The organism is Actinomadura syzygii, from assembly GCF_008085905.1.
Classification (GTDB): domain Bacteria; phylum Actinomycetota; class Actinomycetes; order Streptosporangiales; family Streptosporangiaceae; genus Spirillospora; species Spirillospora syzygii.
Map to the genome: position 1 here is coordinate 260221 of NZ_VSFF01000004.1, position 21689 is coordinate 281909.

The 21689-nt window shown below is 72.1% G+C and carries 17 protein-coding genes; 7 read left to right on the forward strand and 10 right to left on the reverse strand.

Annotation, left to right across the window (positions count from 1 at the left end):
- Window positions 1-21: 21 nt before the first annotated feature.
- From FXF65_RS11250 to FXF65_RS11280, 7 genes are all read right to left on the reverse strand, one after another.
- Window positions 22-1152, reverse strand: a complete 1131-nt coding sequence (locus FXF65_RS11250; protein WP_148349705.1) for an ABC transporter permease — start codon at window positions 1150-1152, stop codon at window positions 22-24.
- A 3-nt stretch (window positions 1153-1155) separates the two neighbouring features.
- On the reverse strand, window positions 1156-2697 hold the full coding sequence (locus FXF65_RS11255) for an ATP-binding cassette domain-containing protein (protein WP_222868504.1): 1542 nt from the start codon (window positions 2695-2697) through the stop codon (window positions 1156-1158).
- Window positions 2694-3770 (reverse strand): sugar ABC transporter substrate-binding protein, encoded by a 1077-nt coding sequence (locus tag FXF65_RS11260; RefSeq protein WP_148349706.1) that lies wholly within the window; start codon window positions 3768-3770, stop codon window positions 2694-2696. Before FXF65_RS11260 ends, FXF65_RS11255 begins: the two co-directional genes overlap by 4 nt.
- Window positions 3771-3922: 152 nt before the next feature.
- Entirely contained in the window at window positions 3923-4780 is an 858-nt protein-coding gene (locus tag FXF65_RS11265) for an SMP-30/gluconolactonase/LRE family protein (RefSeq protein ID WP_148349707.1), read from the reverse strand.
- Complete coding sequence (locus FXF65_RS11270; RefSeq protein ID WP_148349708.1) at window positions 4777-6273, reverse strand: bifunctional 3-(3-hydroxy-phenyl)propionate/3-hydroxycinnamic acid hydroxylase; 1497 nt, start codon at window positions 6271-6273, stop codon at window positions 4777-4779. Before FXF65_RS11270 ends, FXF65_RS11265 begins: the two co-directional genes overlap by 4 nt.
- 15 nt (window positions 6274-6288) lie before the next feature.
- Window positions 6289-7212 carry a VOC family protein gene (locus tag FXF65_RS11275; RefSeq protein ID WP_148349709.1) on the reverse strand — a complete coding sequence of 308 codons (924 nt, stop codon included), beginning with the start codon at window positions 7210-7212 and terminating at the stop codon, window positions 6289-6291.
- Window positions 7213-7219: 7 nt separating this feature from the next.
- Complete coding sequence (locus FXF65_RS11280) at window positions 7220-8074, reverse strand: fumarylacetoacetate hydrolase family protein (RefSeq protein WP_148349710.1); 855 nt, start codon at window positions 8072-8074, stop codon at window positions 7220-7222.
- A 112-nt stretch (window positions 8075-8186) separates the two neighbouring features.
- On the opposite strand from FXF65_RS11280, the gene FXF65_RS11285 reads away from it, so the two are divergent.
- The 5 genes from FXF65_RS11285 to FXF65_RS11305 all read left to right on the forward strand — a co-directional run bounded on the left by FXF65_RS11285 (window position 8187) and on the right by FXF65_RS11305 (window position 15471).
- Entirely contained in the window at window positions 8187-8939 is a 753-nt protein-coding gene (locus tag FXF65_RS11285) for a GntR family transcriptional regulator (protein WP_148349711.1), read from the forward strand.
- Complete coding sequence (locus tag FXF65_RS11290) at window positions 8936-10969, forward strand: acetoacetate--CoA ligase (protein ID WP_148349712.1); 2034 nt, start codon at window positions 8936-8938, stop codon at window positions 10967-10969. The genes FXF65_RS11285 and FXF65_RS11290 overlap by 4 nt, the downstream gene beginning before the upstream one ends.
- A 718-nt stretch (window positions 10970-11687) precedes the next feature.
- Complete coding sequence (locus tag FXF65_RS11295) at window positions 11688-12833, forward strand: sugar ABC transporter substrate-binding protein (protein ID WP_148349713.1); 1146 nt, start codon at window positions 11688-11690, stop codon at window positions 12831-12833.
- Window positions 12834-12934: 101 nt separating this feature from the next.
- A complete protein-coding gene (locus FXF65_RS11300; protein WP_222868505.1) occupies window positions 12935-14422 on the forward strand; it encodes a sugar ABC transporter ATP-binding protein in 1488 nt (495 codons plus the stop codon).
- Entirely contained in the window at window positions 14419-15471 is a 1053-nt protein-coding gene (locus FXF65_RS11305; RefSeq protein WP_148349715.1) for an ABC transporter permease, read from the forward strand. Before FXF65_RS11300 ends, FXF65_RS11305 begins: the two co-directional genes overlap by 4 nt.
- Window positions 15472-15592: 121 nt before the next feature.
- Here FXF65_RS11305 and FXF65_RS11310 read toward each other — a convergent pair whose 3' ends face one another.
- From FXF65_RS11310 to FXF65_RS11320, 3 genes are read right to left on the reverse strand one after another with little or no spacing between them, the layout of a single operon-like run.
- Window positions 15593-16666, reverse strand: a complete 1074-nt coding sequence (locus FXF65_RS11310; RefSeq protein ID WP_148349716.1) for a maleylacetate reductase — start codon at window positions 16664-16666, stop codon at window positions 15593-15595.
- Between the two features lie 2 nt (window positions 16667-16668).
- Window positions 16669-17607, reverse strand: a complete 939-nt coding sequence (locus FXF65_RS11315) for a dioxygenase family protein (RefSeq protein WP_148349717.1) — start codon at window positions 17605-17607, stop codon at window positions 16669-16671.
- Window positions 17608-17631: 24 nt separating this feature from the next.
- Window positions 17632-18438, reverse strand: a complete 807-nt coding sequence (locus FXF65_RS11320; protein WP_148349718.1) for an IclR family transcriptional regulator domain-containing protein — start codon at window positions 18436-18438, stop codon at window positions 17632-17634.
- A gap of 261 nt (window positions 18439-18699) precedes the next feature.
- On the opposite strand from FXF65_RS11320, the gene FXF65_RS11325 reads away from it, so the two are divergent.
- Window positions 18700-20301, forward strand: a complete 1602-nt coding sequence (locus FXF65_RS11325; RefSeq protein WP_148349719.1) for an FAD-dependent oxidoreductase — start codon at window positions 18700-18702, stop codon at window positions 20299-20301.
- 17 nt (window positions 20302-20318) lie between these two features.
- Window positions 20319-21671, forward strand: a complete 1353-nt coding sequence (locus FXF65_RS11330) for an amidohydrolase family protein (RefSeq protein WP_148349720.1) — start codon at window positions 20319-20321, stop codon at window positions 21669-21671.
- The last annotated feature ends 18 nt before the right edge of the window (window positions 21672-21689 follow it).

Genomic DNA, 21689 nt, shown 5'->3' on the forward strand with positions numbered 1-21689 from the left:
CGGCTCTTCTGTGTCGGCGGCTCAGGTGGTGGAGGTGCGGCGGCGGACGATCGTCGACACCGACACCGCGATGATCAGGGCGGTGCCGTAGAACACGTTCTCGATCCAGCCGGTGGACCCGAGCATCTGCAGCCCGAGGATGCCGGTGGCGAGGAAGTAGATCGCGACGAGCGTGCCGAGGGGGTTGAAGCGGCCGGGCCGGATCACCGCGGTGCCGAGGAAGGTCGCGGCGAACGCCGGCAGCAGGTAGGTCGGCGAGACCGTGGAGTCGTACCCGCCGACGGACGCGACGAGGAGGAGGCCGCCGATGCCCGCCACCGTGCTGCCGGCGACGAACGCGCCGATGCGGATCCGGTCGACGGCGACGCCGGCGAGCCGGGCGACCTCCCGGTTGGCGCCGACGAACGCCATGTGCCGTCCGAGCGGGGTGAAGGTGAGCACGTAGCCGATGGCCAGGGCGAGGACGAGCCCGTAGTAGAAGTTCACGGGCAGTCCCGCGAACCGGCGGATGGACAGGTCGGCGAACGAGGGCGACAGACCCGAGACGGTCGTCTGGTGTGAGACCAGGGAGGCGATGCCGAGCAGCAGGGTGGAGCTGCCGAGTGTCACGATCAGCGCGGGCACGCCCACCTTCACGACGAGGATCCCGTTGAGCAGCCCGGCCAGCGAGCTGGCCAGGACCGCGACGACGCAGGCCAGTGCCAGGTTCCAGCCGTGCAGGACCGCCAGCACGGGGACGAGCGTCGCCGAAAGTCCGAGCGTCGAGGCGATGGACAGGTCGAACTCGCCGACGACGAAGGTGAGCATCGCCGCCAGCGCGAGGAACACCAGGGCCTGCTGTGAGGCGAAGATGTTGCGGAAGGTGTCGGCCTGCAGGAACGAGTCCGGCATCAGGGCGCCGTACACCACGCACATCAGCGCCCAGATGCCGACGATGGCGTAGCGGCTAGAGAACTGGTGCCAGCGCACGGCGCCGCGCGTGAGGTCGCCGCCGTCCGCGGACGTCGGCCCGGTGCCGGACACCCCGGCGCCGGACGGCTGGGTGTCGGATGGAGGGGTGTCGGATGACGGGGTGTCGGATGGCGGGGAGTCGCCGTTCGTGCTCGGCGGATTCGTCAGCGTCCGAGGATCGGGCGCGTCGGTGGCTCGCATGGCTCAGCCCTTCTGTGCGGCCGACGCCCGGTCGTCGGCGTAGACGGATTCGACGACCGCCTGCTCGGTCGGCTCGTCGACCTCGGCGGCGACCCGGCCGTCGCGGACGACCAGCACCCGGTCGCAGACCGCGGCCAGGTCGGCCGGTTGGATGGAGGCGAACAGGACGGCCACGCCCTGCCGCGCGGTCGCCGAGATGGCGCGCAGGATGTCCTCGCGGGCGCCGACGTCGACGGCCTGGGTCGGCTCGTGCAGCAGAAGCAGCCGCGGGCGGCCCGCGAGCCATTTGCCGAGCATGACCTTCTGCTGATTGCCGCCGCTCAACTGGCCGACCGGGACGTCGGCGCGGCGCGGGCGCACGTCGAGGTCGCGGAGGACGGCGGCGACCTCGTTCAGCTGCCACGCGCGGCCGATCGCGAACCGTCGGCCGTGCTGGCGCACCCGTGGCAGCGTCACGTTCTCGGCGACGGTCAGCGTCGTCGCGAGCCCGTGCGCGATGCGGTTCTCGGGAAGCAGGGCGATGCCCGCGCGGATGCAGTCGACGGAATCGGCGCGTGCCAGGTCGAGCGCGGTGGCCGCCACGCGCACCCGTCCGGCCCGCGCGCGGCGCGCGGCCGCGAGCAGGTAGGGGATCTCCTCCCAGCCGCCGCCCGCGACGCCCGTCACTCCGACGACCTCGCCGGGCGCGAGGTCGAGGTCGAGGTCCTGGAGCGCCCGTCCCCGCAGGCCGCGCACCTGGACGGGCGGCCCGCCGCCGGTGCTCGGTTCCCGGACGTGCCTGGCCTGGGTGACCGTCCGTCCGAGCATCATCCGGGCGACGTCGCGCTCGGTGAGGTCGGCGGCGTCCCGGGCGGCCTCGACGACCTGCCCGTCGCGCAGGACGGTGACCTTGTCGGCGACCCGCAGCACCTCCTGAAGGTTGTGCGACACCATCAGGGCCGCGCCGCCCGCGCCGACGACGGTGCGCAGGACGCGGTAGAAGTCCTCAAGGCCGTCCTTGGGGAGTGCCCGGGTCGACTCGTCCAGGACGAGCAGCCCCTCCCCCGGCCGCTGGTTCCGCAGCGCCCGCGCGATCGCGACCGCCGACCGCTGCGCCGGGTCGAGTCCGCCGACGAGCGTGTCCGGGGCGAGCCCCCGCACGTCCAGCCGTGCGAGGATCTCGGCCGCCCGCGCGCGTTCGGCGGCCCAGTCCACCCGGCGGGACCGCCTGCGGACGGCGAACGCGCCGACCGCGATGTTCTCGGCGACCGACCGCTCGTCCAGCAGGCCGAAGTCCTGGTGGACGAGCGCGATGCCCGCGGCGCGCAGGTCGCGCAGCCGTGCCGGGAGGGGCAGCGGCGCGCCGTCGACGAGGATCCGGCCGCCGCGGTCCGGCGCGTGGTACCCGGCGAGGATCTTGATCAGGGTGGACTTGCCCGAGCCGTTCTGCCCGACGACCGCGTGGGTCTCGCCCGGCATGACCGACAGGCCCACCTCCCGCAGGGCGCGGAAGGATCCGAAGGACTTCGACAGCCCTTCCAGCTCCAGCCGAGGGGTGGCCGTCACCGTGTGGTCCACAGTTTCGTGAACGCGTCCTGGATCAGCGCCGGGTCGCCGTACCAGGCGCCGCTCGCCTCATGGGCGGGGTCGAACGTCAGACCGGAGACGTTGTCCTTGGTGAACGTGCGGGGAATGGCGGGATAGGCGGCCGGCGGCGTCTGCCCGGCCATCATGCGCAGCGCCGAGTCGGCCTCGGTCCAGGCGAGGTAGGGCGAGTTGACGCCGACGACCGCGATCAGCCGGGGGTTGGTCTTCACCTGCTGCACCGCCGCCAGGGTGTTCCCGGTCGTGGCGATCTTGACGGCGGCCGCCTTGCCGCTGGACTGCAGCCCGCCGATGACCGCCGCGAGATAGGTGTCGTACTGGGGCACGACGTACTTGATCTTGGGGTCGGTGAGGAGCGCGCTGCTGACCAGCGAGCCGACGTTCTTCATCTGGCTCAGGTTGATCTTCTTCACCGTCACGGTGCAGCCGGCGCAGTTCTGCTTGAGCTGCGCGAGCGCGTGCTCGCCGGCGCTGGTGGTGGACTCGCTGTCGGTGACTTCGAGGAACAGCAGGTTCGCCTTGCCGTCGGAGTCGGCGATCACGGCGTCGGTCAGCCCGCTCATCAGCGGGAAGCCCTGCGAGTCGGCGTTCCCGAAGGCGAACTTCGGGGTCTGCGCCGTGCCCGCGGGCGCGTTCGCGCCGGCGATCAGCAGCGGGATCCCCTTCGCCTTCACCCGCTCGAACGCCGTCGGGACCATCTGGTAGGGGATGTAGTCGGTGATGATCGCGCCGGGTCCGGCGGCGGCGGCCTGGTCGAGGCAGGCGCTGATGCCCGACGGGTTCCCCTGCCCGTCGCAGGTGCGGACGGACACGCCGGCCTTCCCCAGCGCCGACGTCAAATTGGTCACGATGATCGGGAAGTGGCCGACCTTGAGCGCGATCGGGATGTAGTAGACGGTCTTGCCCTTGAGGGCGCGGACGTCGAACGGCTGCCCGAGTTCCGGCGCCGCGCTCAAGGGCTTCGACCGCGCGGCGAGCGCGGCGGCGGCCTTCTTGCCCGCCTCGGAGGCGGGTCCGCCGCTGCTCGTCGCCACCGTGTCGCTGCCGCACGCCGCCAGAGCAAGGCAGGCAACGGCCGCGGAGACGGTCGTGAGCAGACGCCGAACCGGTTTTTGGGCAGCCTTGACAGAGCTGTCGTGCATGGGACTCTCCGAACGGGTGGGGGTGGGTGGCTTCAGGTGTGTGATCAGGGGGCGTGGTAGCGGAAGACCCGCGTGCTGACGGCCTTGTGAGCCAGAGCGTGCATGAGCGGCGCGCCATCGGTGTCGGCGAGGGTGACGAGCAGATCGCCGTCGTCGGTCGTGCAGCAGGCGATCGGGTAGTGCGGGGCCGTGTCGATGCGGTCGGCGGCGGCGCCGTCGACCACCCGGACGACCGACTGCCCGGTCGTCGTGGCCGCCCACACTCCTTCGGCGGCGGGCCAGATGCCGTCCGGGCGCGCGTCGGGCCCGGCCAGGTCCGCGATGTCGGCGTACCGGCGCCGGTCGTGCAGGGTCGCGTCGTCCCGGACGCGGAACGCCGTGAGGCACTGGCGCGAGGTCTCGGCCACCACCAGCGTCCGGCCGCCGTCCAGCAGCGCCATGCCGTTCGGGAACTCCACGTCCTCGGCGGCGACCTCCGCGGTCCCGTCGGCGCGGACGAGGATGAGCCGGCCCGGCCGGACCGCCTCGCCCCGCGCGGCCGCGAATCCGACGTCGTCGACGTAGAGGTTGCCGAGGGCATCGCCGACGAGGTCGCCGAGCGGTCCGGCGCCCAGCGGGCCGAGGTCGGCGTAGGTCTCCCAGTCCCGCCCGTCCCACACCCCGATCCGCCCCTCGTTCATCAGCGCGCCGACCAGGCGCCCGTCTGGCAGGAACCACAGGCCGTTGGACGGTGTGCTCAGCTCGGTGGCCGTCCAGGCGCCGGTCGCGTCGGTCCACAGCCTGCCGCCCTGGGTGTCGGACACCCACAGCGCGCCGTCGTGCCAGCGCGGACCCTCGCCCCAGGTGAGTCCCTCGGCGTAGACGCTCACGGCGCCGCCGCCGGGGGTGGGCCGGGCGGTCATGCCGGGGTCCTCACCGGCAGGACGCGGGACGCCAGGTCGGCCGACGCCGCGTCGAGCTCCCCGGCGGTGCCGGCGACCGCGAAGCAGTAGCGGTCCGGACGCGCGATCGCCGCGTTCGCGTGGTGCGCGTCGAGCCAGGAGAGCATCGACGGCGGAGGCGAGTCCATGACGGCCGCTCCCAGCGCGGCCCAGGCCGAGCGCGTCGCGGCCGACACCGCGCCGAGCACGTCCGCGCGGCCGACGACGAGGAACTCGTAGCCGACGATGTCGTCGAGCCTGGCGCCGTCCTCGGACACCGGCTGCGGCATGAGCTGCCCGACCGGGTCGGCGGGGCTGCCGGTGAGGCCGGGCCCGAGCAGCGGCCGGTGCCGGATCAGGGTCTGCGGCGGCGATCCCGGTTCCGGGCGGTTGGCCGGATCGGCGAACGACTCGATGAGGTTGGACTGGCGGGCCGACTCCACGATGTAGGGCAGGACGTGGGGCGCGCGTTCGCTCTCGTAGGTGTCGAGCAGCGCCGGGTCCGCGCCGTCGGCCACCGCGGCGAGCTTCCACGCGAGGTTCATCGCGTCGCGCAGTCCCGAGCACATGCCCTGCCCGAGCATCGGCGGCATCTCGTGGGCGGCGTCACCGGCCAGCAGCACCCGCCGGTCGCGCCAGCCGCGCACCAGGCGCGCGTGCCATTCGTAGACGTCGGTGCGCAGGATGCGGTAGCCGCCCGGGGGCAGCCAGGGGTCGAGCAGCCGGTAGACGTTCTGCGGCCGTTCGCAGGCGGCCTTGTCGTCCTCGTCGTTCAGCATGAACTCGAAGCGCAGCTTCGGCGGGAAGATGGGCACGAAGGTCAGCGGCCGCTCCCCGTCGCACGCGACGAACCCCTCGGTGTCCGGCAGGGTCGCGGGCGGCTCGAACGGGTGGACGTCGATGATCAGCGAGCGCTGGGTCCCGTCGAGGTCCTGGACCTCGGGCGCCAGCAGCCGGCGCACGAGGGAGTTGGCGCCGTCCGCGCCCACCAGGTAGCCGCCGCGCAGGCTCCGCAGCTCCCCGGTCGCCGCGTCGGCCATGGTGACCGTCACCGCGTCGTCGTCCTGCTCGAAGTCGACGACCGTCTCCCCCAGCCGCAGGTCGACGTGCCGGTCGAGCAGCAGGCCGCGCAGTCTGGACTCGAAGTCGGGCTGGTGGAACTGGTAGTCGGCGTACCATCCCTGGTCGGAGTCCCCGCCCGGCATGTGGAACTCCAGGAAGACGGCGCCGTCCGCCGTGAGTTTCCATGCCCGCTGGCGCAGGAACCGGGGTTCGAGATCGGCCGCTCCCAGGGTCTGGAGCGTCCGCATGGTCTCGTCGTCCAGGTGGGTGGCGCGCGGATGCTGGCAGACGATCCGGTTCGGGTCGACCAGTGCGACCGAGCGGCCCTTCAGGGCCAGCAGCAGGGTCAGCGTCAGACCGACCGGTCCCGCGCCGACGACGACGACGTCGCACGAATCGCGCTGTGGGTCCATGTTTCCTCTCCCTGCTCAGGGGGCCGAGTGCGCACCGGCCATGAGACCGGCCAGGTCCTCGGGGGTGATGAACGACGGCGGTGGCGGCGGTCCCCAGCTGTACAGGCTGTGCGCCTCGTCCCAGACCTGCGGCTTCCAGAGCGCGTCCTCGACGATGCAGTCGAGGTCGGAGTAGTACTCGGAGAAGTTGCCCGCGGGGTCCCTGAGGTACCAGAAGAAGTTCGATCCGATGTGGTGGCGGCCGAGGCCCCACACGTGGCGCTCCGGGTGGCCTTCGAGCATCGCGGTCGCGCCCCTGCCGATCTCGTCCACGTCGTCCACCTGCCACGAGGTGTGATGGAGGAAGTTCACCGGCGCCCGGCTCACCAGGACGTTGTGGTGGTCGGACGAGCAGCGCATGAACGCGGCCCGGCCGGGGACGACGTCGCTGACCTTGAGCCCGACGCCCGCGGTGAAGAACCGCTCGCTGGCGGGCTGGTCGACCGACCCGATGACGACGTGCCCGAGCTTGCGCGGACGGACCGGCCCGGTGCGCAGGATGCCCGGGGCCCGCGAGGTGCCGCGGGCGGGGGCGCCGGGCCCGTTGTAGACGACCGGCTCGGCCGCCGGTTGTTCGAGGCGGGGCAGGACGGCGGCGTCCACCCGGACCCCGCTGACCGGCTCGACGACGCTCAAGCGGTCGGGGCCCGCGTCGGTCGGCAGCTCCAGCCGCCGCAGTCGCGCGGCCATATGGGAGATGTCGTCCGGGTCGTCCACGGCGATCTCCATGGCGACCAGCCGGCGCGTCGGCGCGGCCACCACGCGCAGTTGCCGCCCGCCGTCGAGCGTGGAGAACCAGCCGCCGTCCTCGGCGCGCAGACCGAACTGGCCGTAGTACTCGCCGGTGCGCCCGGGGTCGGGGACGCCGATGGTGACCGAGTTCAGACGGTGCAGTGCCATGGCGTCCTCACGCCCTCTCGAACGTCTGCGTCATCACGCCGACGCCTTCGACGAACGACACCAGGGTGTCGTCGGGGCCGAGGAACCGGGGCGGGTTCTGCGCCGCGCCGACTCCGGAGGGGGTGCCCGAGAAGATGACGTCGCCGGGGAGCAGGGTCGTCACCGCGGACAGCTTGGCGATCAGCACCGGCACCGGGAAGATCATGTGCTTGGTCCGCGACTTCTGCACCGCCTCCCCGTTGAGGCGGCAGCCGATGGCGAGGTCGTCGGGGTCGGGGAACTCGTCCGGCGTGACCAGGACCGGGCCCATCGGGCCGAACCCCTCGTAGGACTTGGCGAGGCTGAACTGGGGCATCGGCCCGGTGTGCTGGAGGGTGCGCTCGGACAGGTCCTGCCCGATGGTGAGGCCGGCGACGTGGTCCCACGCGTCCGCCTCGTCGACGTCGCGGGCCCGGCGGCCGATCACGACGACGAGCTCGACCTCCCAGTCGACGGTCCCGGCGGGCAGGACCACCCGGGCGTCGGCGCCGGTGAGGCAGGTGGCGAACTTGGTGAACACGGCGGGCTCGGCCGGCGGCTCGACACCGGACTCGCCGGCGTGGTCGGCGTAGTTGAGGCCGACCGCGAAGACCTGTGCGGGCGTCGGAGAAGGGGGCAGCGCCCTGCCGAGGTCGATGTCCCGGTAGGCGCCGGGACCGACAGCCCGCCGCCGGGCACGCGCCCAGGCCGCGAACTCATCCCATCGGCCGTACAACCCGTGGATCGAGGGACCGAACTCGCCGTCGCTCGCGGCGGCGATGTCCAGGCCCCTGCCGGCCTCGTCGAGCAGCACCGCGCGGGCGTCGATGTTGGCAATCCGCATATCCGAAAAGTCCCTTCAGGTCGTGACCCATATCACCTTGGACCAGACTTTCGTATGTGTCAAGAACTTTCGAAACCTATCCATAGTGTTCGCATCTCGGTAGTCTGTTCGCATGTCTCCCCGCGCAGACGCCAAGCCGACCAACGCCGACCGGGTGTACGAGCAGATACGAGCGGACATCTTCGCCGCCGTCCTCGAACCCGGCAGCCGCCTGAAGTTCCCCGAGCTGTGCGCCGGATACGGCACCAGCGTCGGCGTCGCCCGCGAAGCACTGTCGCGGCTCGTGGCCGACCGGCTGGTGCGCTTCCAGCCCCGCCTCGGCTACAGCGTCGCCGAGCTGTCCCACGCGGAGCTGGTCGACATCACCCTCGCGCGCGTGGAGATCGAGGGCGCCACGTTCAGGCTCGCGGTCACCCACGGCGACGTCGGTTGGGAAAGCGAGATCCTCGCCGCGCACCACCGGCTGTCACGCATCGACACCGCGCAGTTCACCGCGTCCGCCAAGGTCCTCGACGACTGGTACCTCGCCCACGGGGCCTTCCACCACGCGCTGCTCACCGGCTGCCCCAGTACGCGGATGATCGAGGTCTCCTCCCGGCTGCGCGAGGAGTCCGAGCTCTACCGGCGCTGGGCCGGACCGCTGGGCAACGAGAACGACCGCGACGTCGCCGGCGAGCACCGCGCGATCCTGGACGCGGCACTGGAGCGCGACGCCGACCGCGCCGCCGAGCTGCTGCGCGACCACATCGCGCGCACCACACAGGTGCTGCTCTCGGGCGTGGGCGCGGCGGAGGGGCCCGACGCGGAGGGGCCCGACGCGGAGGCGTCCGCGCGGACCGAGCGGTCGGAACGGACCAAGCCATGAGCGGCACGCACCAGGCCACGGACGGAGCACGCCGGGACACGGACGGCCAGACCCCCGACTGGGTTCCGGACCCGGCCCTCGCCGACGCCTCGCCCGTCGCCGCGTTCGCGCGGCGGGCGTCCGCGACCTCCGGGCGTGATCTACGCGAGTACCGGGACCTGTGGCGATGGTCGGTCGAGGAACCCAACGCCTTCTGGACCACGCTGTGGGAACACCTCGGCATGCCGTCCCTTCCGCCCGGGACTCCCGCTCTGGCCGATCGGTCCATGCCGGGGGCACGGTGGTTTCCCGGAACCACCCTCAACTACGCGGCCGAGGTCTTCCGCGACCGTCCGACCGATGACGTCGCCGTCGTCGCCGAGACCGAGACCGGCGCCCGCCGCGAGGTCACCTGGGGCGAGCTGCAAGCGCAGGCCGCGGCGGTCGCCGCCGCGTTGCGGGCACGCGGCGTCGGCGTCGGCGACCGCGTCGTCGGCTACCTGCCGAACGGCGTCGAGGCCGTGGTCGCCTTCCTGGCGACCGCGAGCATCGGCGCGGTCTGGGCGGTCTGCGGACTCGACTACGCGGGCGCGGCCGCGGCGGACCGCCTCGGGCAACTCGATCCGCTCGTGCTGGTCGCCGCGACCACCGCGACGGTGGGCGGCAGGACGATCGACCGGAGCGCCGAGGTGGCGCGCCTGCGCGAGACGATGCCGTCACTGCGCACGACGATCATCGTGGGCGAGCGGGACGCGCGGCTCCCCGGCGCCCAGTCCTTCGACGACCTGCTCACCGGCGGCGCCACGGCGATCGAGCCGGTGGCGCTGCCGTTCGACCACCCGCTCTGGGTGCTGTTCTCATCCGGGACGACCGGGCGGCCCAAGGGCATCGTCCACGGGCACGGCGGCGTCATCCTTGAACACCGCAAGCAGATGTCGATGCATCTCGGGCTGCGGGCGGGCGACCGCCTGTTCTGGTACACCAGCCCGAGCTGGATGATGTGGAACTTCCTGGTCGGGGCGCTGCTGGAGGGCGTGAGTGTCGTCTGCTACGACGGCAGCCCGTCGCACCCCGCGGTCGACCGGTTGTGGGAACTGGCCGAGCGATGGCGGGTACAGGTCCTCGGGGCCAGTCCCGGATATCTGTCCGCCTGCCAGAAGGCCGGCGTCGACATCGGCGACAGAGAACTGGACGCCCTGCGCGCGGTGTGCGTCACCGGTTCGACGTTCCCGACAGACCTCCACCAATGGTGGATGGCGCAGGTGCCGCCGTCCGTCCAGGTCAGTTCGTGCAGCGGCGGCACGGACGTCGTCAGCGGGTTCGCGTCGTCCGCGCCCAACCTGCCGGTCTGGGCGGGGGAACTGTCGGCACCGTGTCTGGGCGTCGACCTGTGCGCCTACGACGCCAAGGCCCGCACGGTCGTGGGCGACGTCGGCGAACTGGTCGTCCGCCGACCGCTCCCGTCGATGCCGCTGCGGTTCTGGAACGACCCCGACGGCGAGCGCCTGCGGACGTCCTACTTCGATGCCTTCCCCGGAGTGTGGCGGCACGGAGACTGGATCACCGTCACCGGGCACGGATCGGTGGTCATCCACGGGCGCTCGGACGCGACGCTCAACCGCCGCGGCGTGCGCATGGGCAGCAGCGACATCTACGGACCGGTGGAAGAGATCCCCGAAGTCACCGAAGCCCTCGTGGTCGGGCTGGAAGAACCCGACGGCGGCTACTGGATGCCGATGTACGTGACCCTCGCCGATGGCGTCGAACTCGACGACGACCTCCGGGCGCGGATCGTCACCGCGATCCGCGCCGGGGTGTCGCCGCGGCACGTCCCCGACGAGATCCACCGCGCCCCCGGCATCCCGCACACACGCACCGGCAAGAAACTCGAAGTGCCGGTCAAGCGACTCCTGCGCGGCGACGACCTCGACTCGATACTCGACCCCGCCAGCGTCGACCGTCCCGACCTGCTGGACTGGTACCGGCAGCAGGGCGCGCTGCGCCGCCACGCGCGAACCGAGGCGAGCCCCCACCCCGACCGGGACCGGTGACGCCGACGGTACGGTCGAACGCCCGCCGTTACCGGTGCCGGATCGGCTCCCGCGCAACGCGTCAACATCCCGCCGTCGCAGCTGCTGCACCCATCACTGGCACTCCCCGACTCGCCGCCTCACCGCTTCCTCCGACGAGCCGGGGGCAGTCGTCATGACGCCGAGCAGGGAAAGATCTCTCGATAGCCAGCGATAGGACGAACGAGGTCATCGTGTGACGGTCTAAGTCTCGCGAGCGTCGTGGTCATCTTGGCGAAGGGCGACCAGGAGCTCGGCTTAGACGTTCCGCCCAGGAGGGGCGCGTGCCCGGCTTCCGCGCGCATGTTGCTCGAACACATGGCGTCCGGGCGTTCGCGGTTCGTCCTCCAGTCGCTCGATCAGCCACGCACCCAGGCACCCGAGCGTCCTGCGCGCCAGTCCGGTCTCGTTCGCGGCCTCTGTCAGCGACATCGCGTGCTGCCGGGAACCGGACGCCTTGATGACGGTGAGACCGCGGGCGGGCGCTTCACGAACACACCCGTCAGGGCCGCTTGGCGTACGACTGTACGCCTGACGAGATCTGGCATGGAAGTGCAGGTAGAACCCGCACATTGCTTGACAGCCATGATGAGCGCAGCTTAGCTTCGACCGCACTCCGTACAAGTCGCCGCTGCACGGCCAGCGGTGTCTCGGCGGAGCGACATGGCTTGCGCACGTCGCGGGCAAGGATCCAGGAGGTATGACAGTGGCAGGCTCACGCCGAATCCAAGGTATTGCCGCAATCGGTGTACTCGTACTCACACTCAGCGCTTGCGGATCGTCCGATGTCCGGTCATCCAGCCGTGGAGCGGGCACGATGCCGGCGGCGCTCGCGGAGTTGGCCGGGACCAGCACCTACGGGCGGCCACCGGCGAAGGCTCCGGCCGTCGCGAGCGACAAGAAGATCTGGATCGTCTCCTGCGGCCAGAGCGCCATCGGCTGCCAGACCGGCGCCGAAGCCGCGAAGAAGGCGGCCGAGACAGTGGGATGGACCGCCCAGATATGTGACGGCAAGCTCAACGCGGGTGGCGCGTTCGCCGGCTGTGTCCGCCAGGGGGTCGCGGCGAAGGTCGATGCGATCGTGACAGAGGCGATCGACTGCGCGGCCGTCAAGGAACCACTCGGTGAGGCGAAGACCGCCAAGATCACGACCATCAATTTCTGGGGCTTCGACTGCGACACCGGGGAGAGCGCCACGGGCGAGAAGCTGTTCACCGAGTCGGTCGTCCCCTCTGCGAAGTACCGGACCAACGAGGCATATCAGCAGGCGATCGGTGTGGCCCGGGCCGAGTGGGTCAAGGCACGCTCCGGCGGCACGGCCAACGTGATCGAGCTGCATTTCACGGGGACCAACATCGGCGCCGCCCTGCACGAGGGATTCAAGCGGGGCATGAAAGAGTGCGCGTCCTGCGAGGTCGAGACGGTCGAGGTGACGCACCAGTCCTTTGGCAGCACCCGGCAGATCATCGAGTCGGCGCTGTTGAAGAATCCGCGGGCGAACTGGGTTGCGGTACCGCTGGACTCGCTGGTGCTCGCGGGCGCGGGCCAGGCCGTCGCCGGTTCGCCCCGCCGGGCGGACGTGAAGCTGATCGGCGGCGAGGGACTGCCGCCGAACCTCGGCCTGATCCGGCAGAACCAGGGGCAGAGCGCCGCGATCGGGCAGCCGATCGACTGGTACGGATGGGCGTCGATCGACACTCTCATCCGGGCCTTCGCCGGTGAGCCTCCCGCGCCGTCGGGCATGGGCTTCCAGATCATCGACTCCGAGGTGAACCTGCCGGGCTCGGGTCCGTACCGGGCACCGGTCGACTTCATGTCGGCCTACCGGCGGGCATGGGGACTGTGACCACCGCAAGCGCCGACGGCTCCGCGGACTCGACATCGGCGGCCGGACACCCTACGTCGCTCGCGGTGTCGGGCGTGAACAAGTCGTACGGACCGGCGTCGGTGCTGCGAGACGTATCGTTCGAGCTCACCCGAGGTCACATCCACGCGCTCGCCGGCGGGAACGGCTCGGGGAAGTCGACCCTGATCAAGGTTCTCGCCGGGATCGACCGCGCTGACAGCGGAGTGCTCAGCCGTCCCGGCCATGCCGGAACGGACCTGGCCGGGTTCTCTCCGGCCCACGCCCGGGAGGCCGGGCTGCGGTTCGTGCACCAGGACCTCGGGCTCCTTCCCGACATGACCGTCGCCGAGAACTTCGCGTTCACCCGGGGCTTTCCGAAAGGCGCCGGTCGGAGGATCGCGTGGCGGAAGCTGCACGAGACCACGGAGTCGCTGCTGGGACGGTTCGAACTCGACGTCAGTCCCACGACGGTCGTCCGCGCCCTGCGCCCCGCGGACCGCGCGATGGTCGCGATCGCGCGCGCCCTGGCCGATGACGGGCCGGAGCAGGTCCTGGTCCTCGACGAACCGACCGCGAGCCTTCCGCATCACGAGGTCGACATCCTCCTCGAAGGGCTCTCCAGGCGGGCACGGCAAGGGCAGACCATCCTGTACGTCAGCCACAGGCTCGACGAGGTGCTCTCGCTGGCCGACTCCGTCACCGTCCTCCGGGACGGCGGAGTCGCGGCCACCCGCGACGCACGGGGACTGGACCAGCTCCAGCTCGCCGAGCTCATGGCCGGCCGCTCCCTCGGCACGCTCTACGGCGATGAGGGCCCCGCGTCCTCGGCTGCCCGGCCGCGCCCGGCCGGCGGCCCGGTTCCCGTGCTCGAAGCGCGGGGGCTGTCGGCCGGTGGGATCAGCGGCATCGACCTGGAGATCCGGGCCGGGGAGATCGTCGGCCTCGCCGGCCTGCTCGGATCCGGCCGGTCGACGCTGCTGAGAACGATCTTCGGCGCGGTCCGCCCGGCGTCCGGGACGCTGACGTTCGAGGGCGAGGCGATCGCGGCACCGTCGATCAAGGCGGCCATGCGCCGCGGGATCGCGCTCGTCCCCGAGGACCGGCTCGCGGACGCCCTCTTCCACGAGTCGTCGGTCACCCAGAACATCACCGTCGCCACGCTGGCGCGCTACGTGCGCTGGGCGCGACTCGTCCGCTCGCGTGAGCGGGACACGGCCGCCGGCGTCATCGACGACCTGAGGATCAAGACCGCGGGGCCGGACCAGACGGTGACCCGGCTGTCGGGCGGCAACCAGCAGAAGGTCGTCGTCGCACGCTGGCTCCAGCGCGCCCCGCGCCTTCTGCTCCTGGACGAGCCGACCCAGGGCGTGGACGTCGTGTCCCGCGCCGACATCTACGAGCGGGTCCGCGCGGTCGCCGCCGCCGGCACGTCCGTACTCGTCGCCTCGTCCGACGTCGAGGAGCTGGTCCACCTTTGCGGGCGGGTGGTGGTCCTCAGGGCGGGACGCGTCGCGGCGGAGCTCTCCGGAGAGGCGGTCTCCGTCCGGGAGATCGTCAGGTACTCGTACGCGGACCAGGAGGAATCATGAGCGGAACCCGGCTGCGTGAACCGGCGCGGGAATCGGCGGAGGCCCGGCCGCCCGCCGCACGGACCGGACGCCTCAGCGCGTACGGGGAGCGGTATGGCCTGGTGCTTCTGCTCGCCGGGGTCATCGCGTTCTTCAGCGTCCTGCCCGCGAGCTCGACGGCGTTCACCAGCACCGCCAACGTCCAGTCGGTGCTCGCGAGCATCGCCGTGGTCTCCGTGCTCGCGGTCGCCGCGGTCTTCCCGCTCGCATGCGGCCAGTTCGACTTCTCCGTCGCGGCGACGTCGCTGGTGTCGTCGATCGTGTGTGCCGCGACGATGTCGAACCACGACGCCCTGCTGCCCGTCGCGGTCGTGTGCGGTGTGGGCGCCGGCGTGCTGGTCGGCTTGGTCAACGCCGTGCTCGTGGCCCTCCTGCGGCTCAACGCGTTCGTCATCACGATCGGTACCGCCACGCTTCTCCCGGGCCTGGTGCAGTGGTACACGCGGGGCGTCGACATCGTCCGCGGGGTCTCGCAGCCGCTGCGGGACTTCGGGTCGCTGACGTGGCTCGGCCTTCCCCGCGTCATCTGGCTGGTCGCGCTCATCACCGCCGTCTGCTGGTTCACCCTGACCCACACCGCCTTCGGCCGTCGGCTCCATGCGGTCGGGAGCAACGCCTCCGCCGCCCGGCTGGTCGGCATCCCGGTCACCGCGCTGACCTTCGGCGCGCTGGTGACGTCGGGCGGTCTCGCGGGCGTCGCCGGTGTGATCCTCACCGCTCGGAACGGCGGAGGGCTCGTGAACAGCGGCGCCGACCTCCTCTTCCCCGCGCTCGCGGCCGTCTTCCTGGGCGCCACGGCGATCGATCCCGGCCGCTACAACGTGCTGGGCGCGGTCGTCGGCACGCTGTTCGTCGCCGTGTCGGTCAGCGGCCTGACGCTCGCGGGCGCCGCGGAGTGGGTCCCCGCCGTGTTCAACGGCGCGGCTCTGATCATCGCGGTCGCCGTCTCCACTCTGCTGGCGCGTCGGCGCGGTGGACCGCTCGCGGGCGCCCGCCAGAGCAACCGGTAGACGGCGCGACCGGTAGACGGCGCGACCGATAGACGGCGGCCCCGGCGGTCACACCGCCGGGGCCGCGCACGACGGCACCGCGTCACGTGGAGGGCCTCCGAAACGTGACGCGGCCCGGCGGTCAGGATCGCGGCGCTGGACGTTCGCCGCTCCAGGCGGCGCGGAGCAGGCGCGTCACGCCGTCGCGGGTGACGGGCGCGGGGTTCGCGTACGGGGCGCTCAGGACCTGCTCGCGGACGGGTTCGATGTCGCCTTCGGCCATGCCGAGCTCGCGCAGCGACCGGGGCGCGTCCAGGGAGGCCGCCAGATTCCAGAGGCGGCCGGCGGGGTCGTCGGAGCCCAGCGCCCGTGCCAGGGCCGCGGTCGCTTCGGGGGCGGCGGGCTGGTTGTAGGCGAGCGCGTGCGGCAGCACCACGGTATGGGTCGCGGCATGCGGGAGGTCGAGCGTCCCGCCGAGGGCGTGGCACAGCTTGTGGTGCAGGGACATGGTCGTGGCGCCCAGGCCCGCGCCGCACAGCCAGGACGCGTACAGGGCCGTGGTGCGGGCGCCGAGGTCGCCGCCGTCGGCGACCACGCCCGGCAGCGCCCGCGTCATCGCCCGCACGCCCTCCTCGGCCATCAGCGAGACGACCGGGGAGCGGTCGGGGGCGTAGAGGGCCTCGACCGCGTGGGCGACGGCGTTGAACCCGCTGGTCACCGACATGGCGATGGGGAGCCCGAGGGTGAGGTCGGGGTCGTACAGGACGCTCGCGGGCAGCACCCGAGGGTCCTTGCCGGTCCGCTTGCGGCCGTTCTCGGTGAGGCCCCACACGGTGGTCATCTCCGAGCCCGCGTAGGTCGTGGGGACGGCGATCACCGGCAGGTCGTGCTCCAGTGCGATGGCCTTCCCGAGGCCGATGGCCGACCCGCCCCCGACCGCCACGCAGGCGTCGGCGCCGAGTTCGGCGGCGCGGGCGCGGGCGCGTCGTGCGACCTCGATCGGGACGTGCATGCGCGCCTCGGCGAGGACGCCCGCGGAACGCTCGCCCAGCGCGCCCGCGATGGTCTCCCCGGTCGCGCGCTGCTCCGGCGAGCAGAGAACGAGGGCGCTGCGCGCGCCCAGCCGGGCGACCTCTTCGGGGAGGGACGCGACGACGCCGGACCCGAAGCGCACCCGCATCGGCAGCGCGTCGTAGGAGAAGGAGGTCTGGACCATGGTCACGCTTCCGGGTCGGCGGTGTCGGTTTCGGTGTTGGTGTCGGTGTCGGTTTCGGGGCGGAGGACGACGTCGAAGTTCACCGTGCGGAACGGGTTGGGCAGGCCGACCGCGGCCGCGCGCTCCGGGTCGTCGACCTCGGGGAACTCGCGTACCAGGCTCGGTTTGACCCCGAATACGGCGTCGGAGTCGATGTACGGCGTCCCGGCGACGAACAGGTGGGTGGTCACCGTGCGGTAGCCGGGCGCGGACACCTCGAAGTGGATGTGCGCGGGCCGGTTCGGATGCCGGGCCGTGGCCTCCAGCAGCCGCCCGACCGGGCCGTCCTGCGGGATCGGGTAGTAGCGGGGGACGATCGAGCGGAACCAGAACCGCCCCTCGCCGTCCGCGGTGAACAGCCCGCGCAGGTTCAGGTCCGGCTGGACGCCGGGCTGCTGCACGTCGTAGAAGCCCTCGTCGTTGGCCTGCCACACGTCGACCGTCGCCGCCGCGACGGGCCGTCCGTCCGGGCCCGCCACGCTGCCGGTGACCAGGCACGGGGTGCCCTTGCCGTCCTCGGCGACGTCGGCCCCCAACTCCCGGGGCGGGGAGGCGACCATGTGGAAGGGGCCTTCGACCGTGGACTCGGTGAGCCCTCCCCCGGCCCGATTGTTGAGGGTCTCGACCAGCATCGAGGCACCGAGGACGTCGGAGAGCAGGATGAACTCCTGCCGGGTGCTCGTGCACGCCTGCCCGGTCGCGGTGAGGAACTCGATCGCCGCCGCCCACTCCCGTTCGGTGAGTTCGACGTCCTTCACGAAGCCGTGCAAGTGCCGCACGAGCGAGGTGAGGATCCGCCGCAACCGTGCGTCGGGCGTCCCGGCGAAGCTCGCCGCGACCACATCGGCGGACCGTTCCTCGCTGAACAGCTGGGCAGGCTCAGGTGGAGTGTGCGAATCCATCGTCGTCTTTCGTGTTCTCGCCGGTCACGTGGCGCGCAGGGCCCGCTGTGGCGCGGCGTGGATGAGGTCGTAGTCGCGTCCGATCGCGCCGGTCGTCTGGAGCAGGAGGGGCAGCAGGTCGTCGATCAGCTCGCGGTGGCCGACCTCGGCGGCGATCGCCGTGACGTTGACCGCGGCGACCGTCCGGCCGTCGCCGTCGCGCAGGGGCGCGGCGACGGAACGGATGCCCGGCGCCACCTCGCCGTCGGTCGAGGCCCAACCGCGGGCACGCACCTCACGCAGTTCGGCCTCGACCTCGTCGATCGGCTTGGACCGGTGGGGTGTGATCGGGGATCGCGGCTCCGCGCGCAGCGCCGTGTGCAGGGCGCCGGGGTCCAGGGACGCGAGGAGGACCTTGCCGAGCGCGGTGCTGGCGGCGGGGAGGCGCATCCCCACCTTGATGTTGACGGCCACCACCTTGGGGACCTCGACGCGGGCGGTGTAGACGATGTCCGCGCCTTCCAACTCGGCCATGGAGGCGGCCTGGCCGGTCTGCCTCACGAGGTCGCGCAGGTGAGGGAGCGCGACCTCCCAAAGGCCGGTGGACAGCGTGTAGGCCACGCCCAGCTCCAGCACCCGGGGGGTGAGGACGACCCCCGCGGGCGTCGAGCGCGCGTACCCGAGGTGTTCGAGCGTGAGCACGATCCGGCGGGCGGTCGGCCGGGCCAGCCCGGTCGCGGCCGCGATCTCGGTGAGGGACAGCGGCACCGGGTGCGAGCCGAAGCATCTGATCACGTCGAGACCGCGGGCCAGGGCCTCGATGAAGTCCGGGCCGGCGTCGTCGCGCGGCATGTCGCTCCCTTCGCCGGTGGCCGATCGCCACTCGCCAGTCTTGTTCGCCCAAGAGTACGGGAAGCGACCGCTCTTCGGTCAAGTGCCCGTCTACTTGGCCCCCACTCGTTCAGGTCGCTCTCGCAGGAAAAGCGAAGGGTGCGTTGAATGGACTCTTCTCTTGACAGCGCCGGTCATGCGTCCCATGCTGCTGAAACGCAGCAGGATTGACCGACTGACGGTCAATCTACCGTCTAGCGGTCACTTCAGTGGAGGCAGCACATGTCGAACAGCGCCACGTCCGCCGATGTCGTCGTCATCGGCGGCGGACCCGCCGGCCTGACGGTCGCCGCAGAGGCGGCGCGCGCCGGGGCCCGGGTCGTCGTGTTGGAGCGCCGCACGGAGGACACCCACTCACGGGCCGGAGTGATCCAGCCGCGCGTGCTGGAGCTGTTCGACGTCCGCGGCCTCATGGACCGGTTCCGCGCCGCGGCCGAGCGGTGGCGGCCCGACTTCGAGGTACCGCGCTACATCTACGCCGGCCTGATCGGGCTGCGCTACGACCAGCTCGACAGCAAGTTCCCCTACGCACTGATCCTGCCGCAGATGACCACCGAGCACCTGCTGGCGGAATGGGCCGTCGAACAGGGCGTCGACCTGCGCCGCGGGCTCACCTATCTCGGCCACGCCGAGACCCCCGCCGGGGTCACGGTCACCGCCCGGGACTCCGCGGGCGACGCGCTCGAACTCAGCGCGTCCTATCTGGTCGGCGCCGACGGCGCGCGCAGCCTCGTCCGCGAGGTGACCGGCATCCCGTTCGACGGCCACGCGACGCGGATGACGGCCGTCGCCGTGGACGCCCATCTGCCCTTCCCCTGGCAGGCGTCGATGCAGATGAAACGCAACGAGCACGGCTGGGTGCTCGCCTACCCCTTCGGGCGGGGCATCACCCGGTTCATCATCGTCGCCGAGCGCCGCCGCCACGTGCCCAAGCACGAGCCGGTCACCCTGGACGAGGTCCGCGAATCGCTGCGGCTGATCTTCGGGGACGACTTCGGGCTGACGTCGGCGCAGTGGCTGTCGCGCTACGGCGACGCGCATCGGATGGTCCCCGAGTTCCGCCGCGGGCGGGTGCTGCTCGCCGGGGAGGCGACCCGCGTCCACTACCCCGCCAGCGGCATCGGGATGAACTACTGCATCCAGGACGCCTTCAACCTCGGGTGGAAGCTCGGCTGGGTCGTGTCCGGCCGCGCCCCCGACGCGCTGCTCGACAGCTACCACGAGGAGCGGCATCCGGTGCTCAAGGCGCTCATGGACGACGTCGCGGCGCAGTGCGGGCTGCATTTCGACTTCTCCCACGCCGGGCTGGCCCTCAAGGACTTCGTCGAGCGGGAACTCGTGCCGATCCCGGAGGTCAACGCGATCCTCCGCGACCGGCTGAGCGGCTTCGGCACCGCCTACCACCGCGACTCCGATCCCCATGACGCCGACGGCGCCCGGGTGAGCGACTTCCCCGTCGACACCGCCGGCTCCCCGTCCGGCTCGTCCTACACCCGGGTCGCCGAGGACGCCGGCTTCGTGCTGGCCGACGCCGCCGGCCCCGCGGGCGGCCCTCGGACGCTGCCCGACGCGATCACCGCGGTCACGGCCCCGGCCGCCGCGCTGGCGGAGCGGTTCGGCGGCGCCGCGGCGGTGCTGATCCGCCCCGACGCCTACGTGGCGCGTGCCTGGGCGGCGCGGCCCACCGACGAGCAGGTCACCGCCGCCTACCGGACCGCGACACGGCAGGAGGCGGGCGAACCGGTACAGGCGGACGACGCGACGCGGGCGGGCGGGCCGGTGCGGGCGGGCGCGGCCGCCGTCGGGCAGCCCGGACACGCGTGAGACAGGGAGTGGTGGACATGACCGACCGCGCGCCACGGCGCATTCTCATCGACAACGGCTGGGTCGTCACCGGCGACCCGGCACTCGGCACGCTCACCGGCTGCGACGTCCTGATCCAGGACGGCCGGATCACCGCCGTCGGGCCGGGCCTGCCCCGCGAGGGCGCCGAGGTGATCGACGCCCGCGACATGATCGTCATCCCCGGGCTCGTCGACGCCCACAAGCACACCTGGCAGTCCGCCGTCCGGCACCGGTGCACCGAGCTCGACCTGAGAACCTACTTCGGAGAGATGTTCGGCAGGCTCGGGCCGCGCTACCGCCCCGAGGACGTGTACGCCGGCAACCTGCTCGGCGCCCTGTCCGCCCTCGACGCGGGCAGCACCACGCTCATGGACTGGTCGCACGTCCAGAACTCGCCCGAGCACAGCGACCAGGCCGTCGCGGCGCTGCGCGACAGCGGAGTCCGCGCGGTCTTCGGGCACGGCTGGCCGCTGGTCGACCTCCCGGCGTGGATCGCCGGGAGCGAACGGCCGCACACCGACGACGTCCGGCGCGTCCGCCGCGAGCTGCTGCCGGACGACGACGCCCTGGTCACGCTGCACCTGGCCGGGCGGGGCCCGGAGCTGTCCACGCTCGATGTCACCCGCGCCGACCTGGCCATGGCGCGTGACCTGGGGATACGCACGTCCATCCACATGGGCTGCGGCCCCGAGTACGGCGCGATGGCCGCGATCGCGCAGCTGGAGCGCGCCGGGCTGCTCGGCCCGGACCTCAGCTTCGTGCACTGCAGCGAGTCCGCCGACGAGGAGTTCGCGATGATGGCCGACCACGGCGCGGCGGTCGTGCTCGCGCCGCAGCACGAGCAGGCCCTCCCCGGCATCGGCCACACCCCGATCGACCGCGTGCGGGCGTTCGGGATCACGGCCGGGCTGAGCACCGACACCGAGACCGCCGGGGCCGCCGACCTGTTCACGCAGATGCGGGCGGGCCTGGCCGCGCACCGCAGCCAGCTCGCCGAGGGGCGCACCCGGTTCACCGGCAAGCTCGACCCGTTCAGCGTCGCCGAGGTCTTCGCGATGGCCACCCAGGGCGGGGCCGACGCGCTCGGGCTCGGCGACCGGATCGGCAGCCTCAGCCCCGGGAAACGCGCCGACGTCGTCCTCGTCCGCGCGACCGACCCCAACCTCTTCCCGGTCACCGACCCGGTGGCCGCGCTGGTCTGCTCCGCGCACCCGGGCAACGTCGACACCGTCCTGGTCGACGGCGTCGTCCGCAAGCGAGCCGGTTCGCTCGTCGGCGCCGGAGCGGGCTCCATCGACCGCGCCAGGGAACTCGCGCTGGCCTCCCACCGCCGCCTCCTCGGCGGCTGACACCACATCCGAACAATC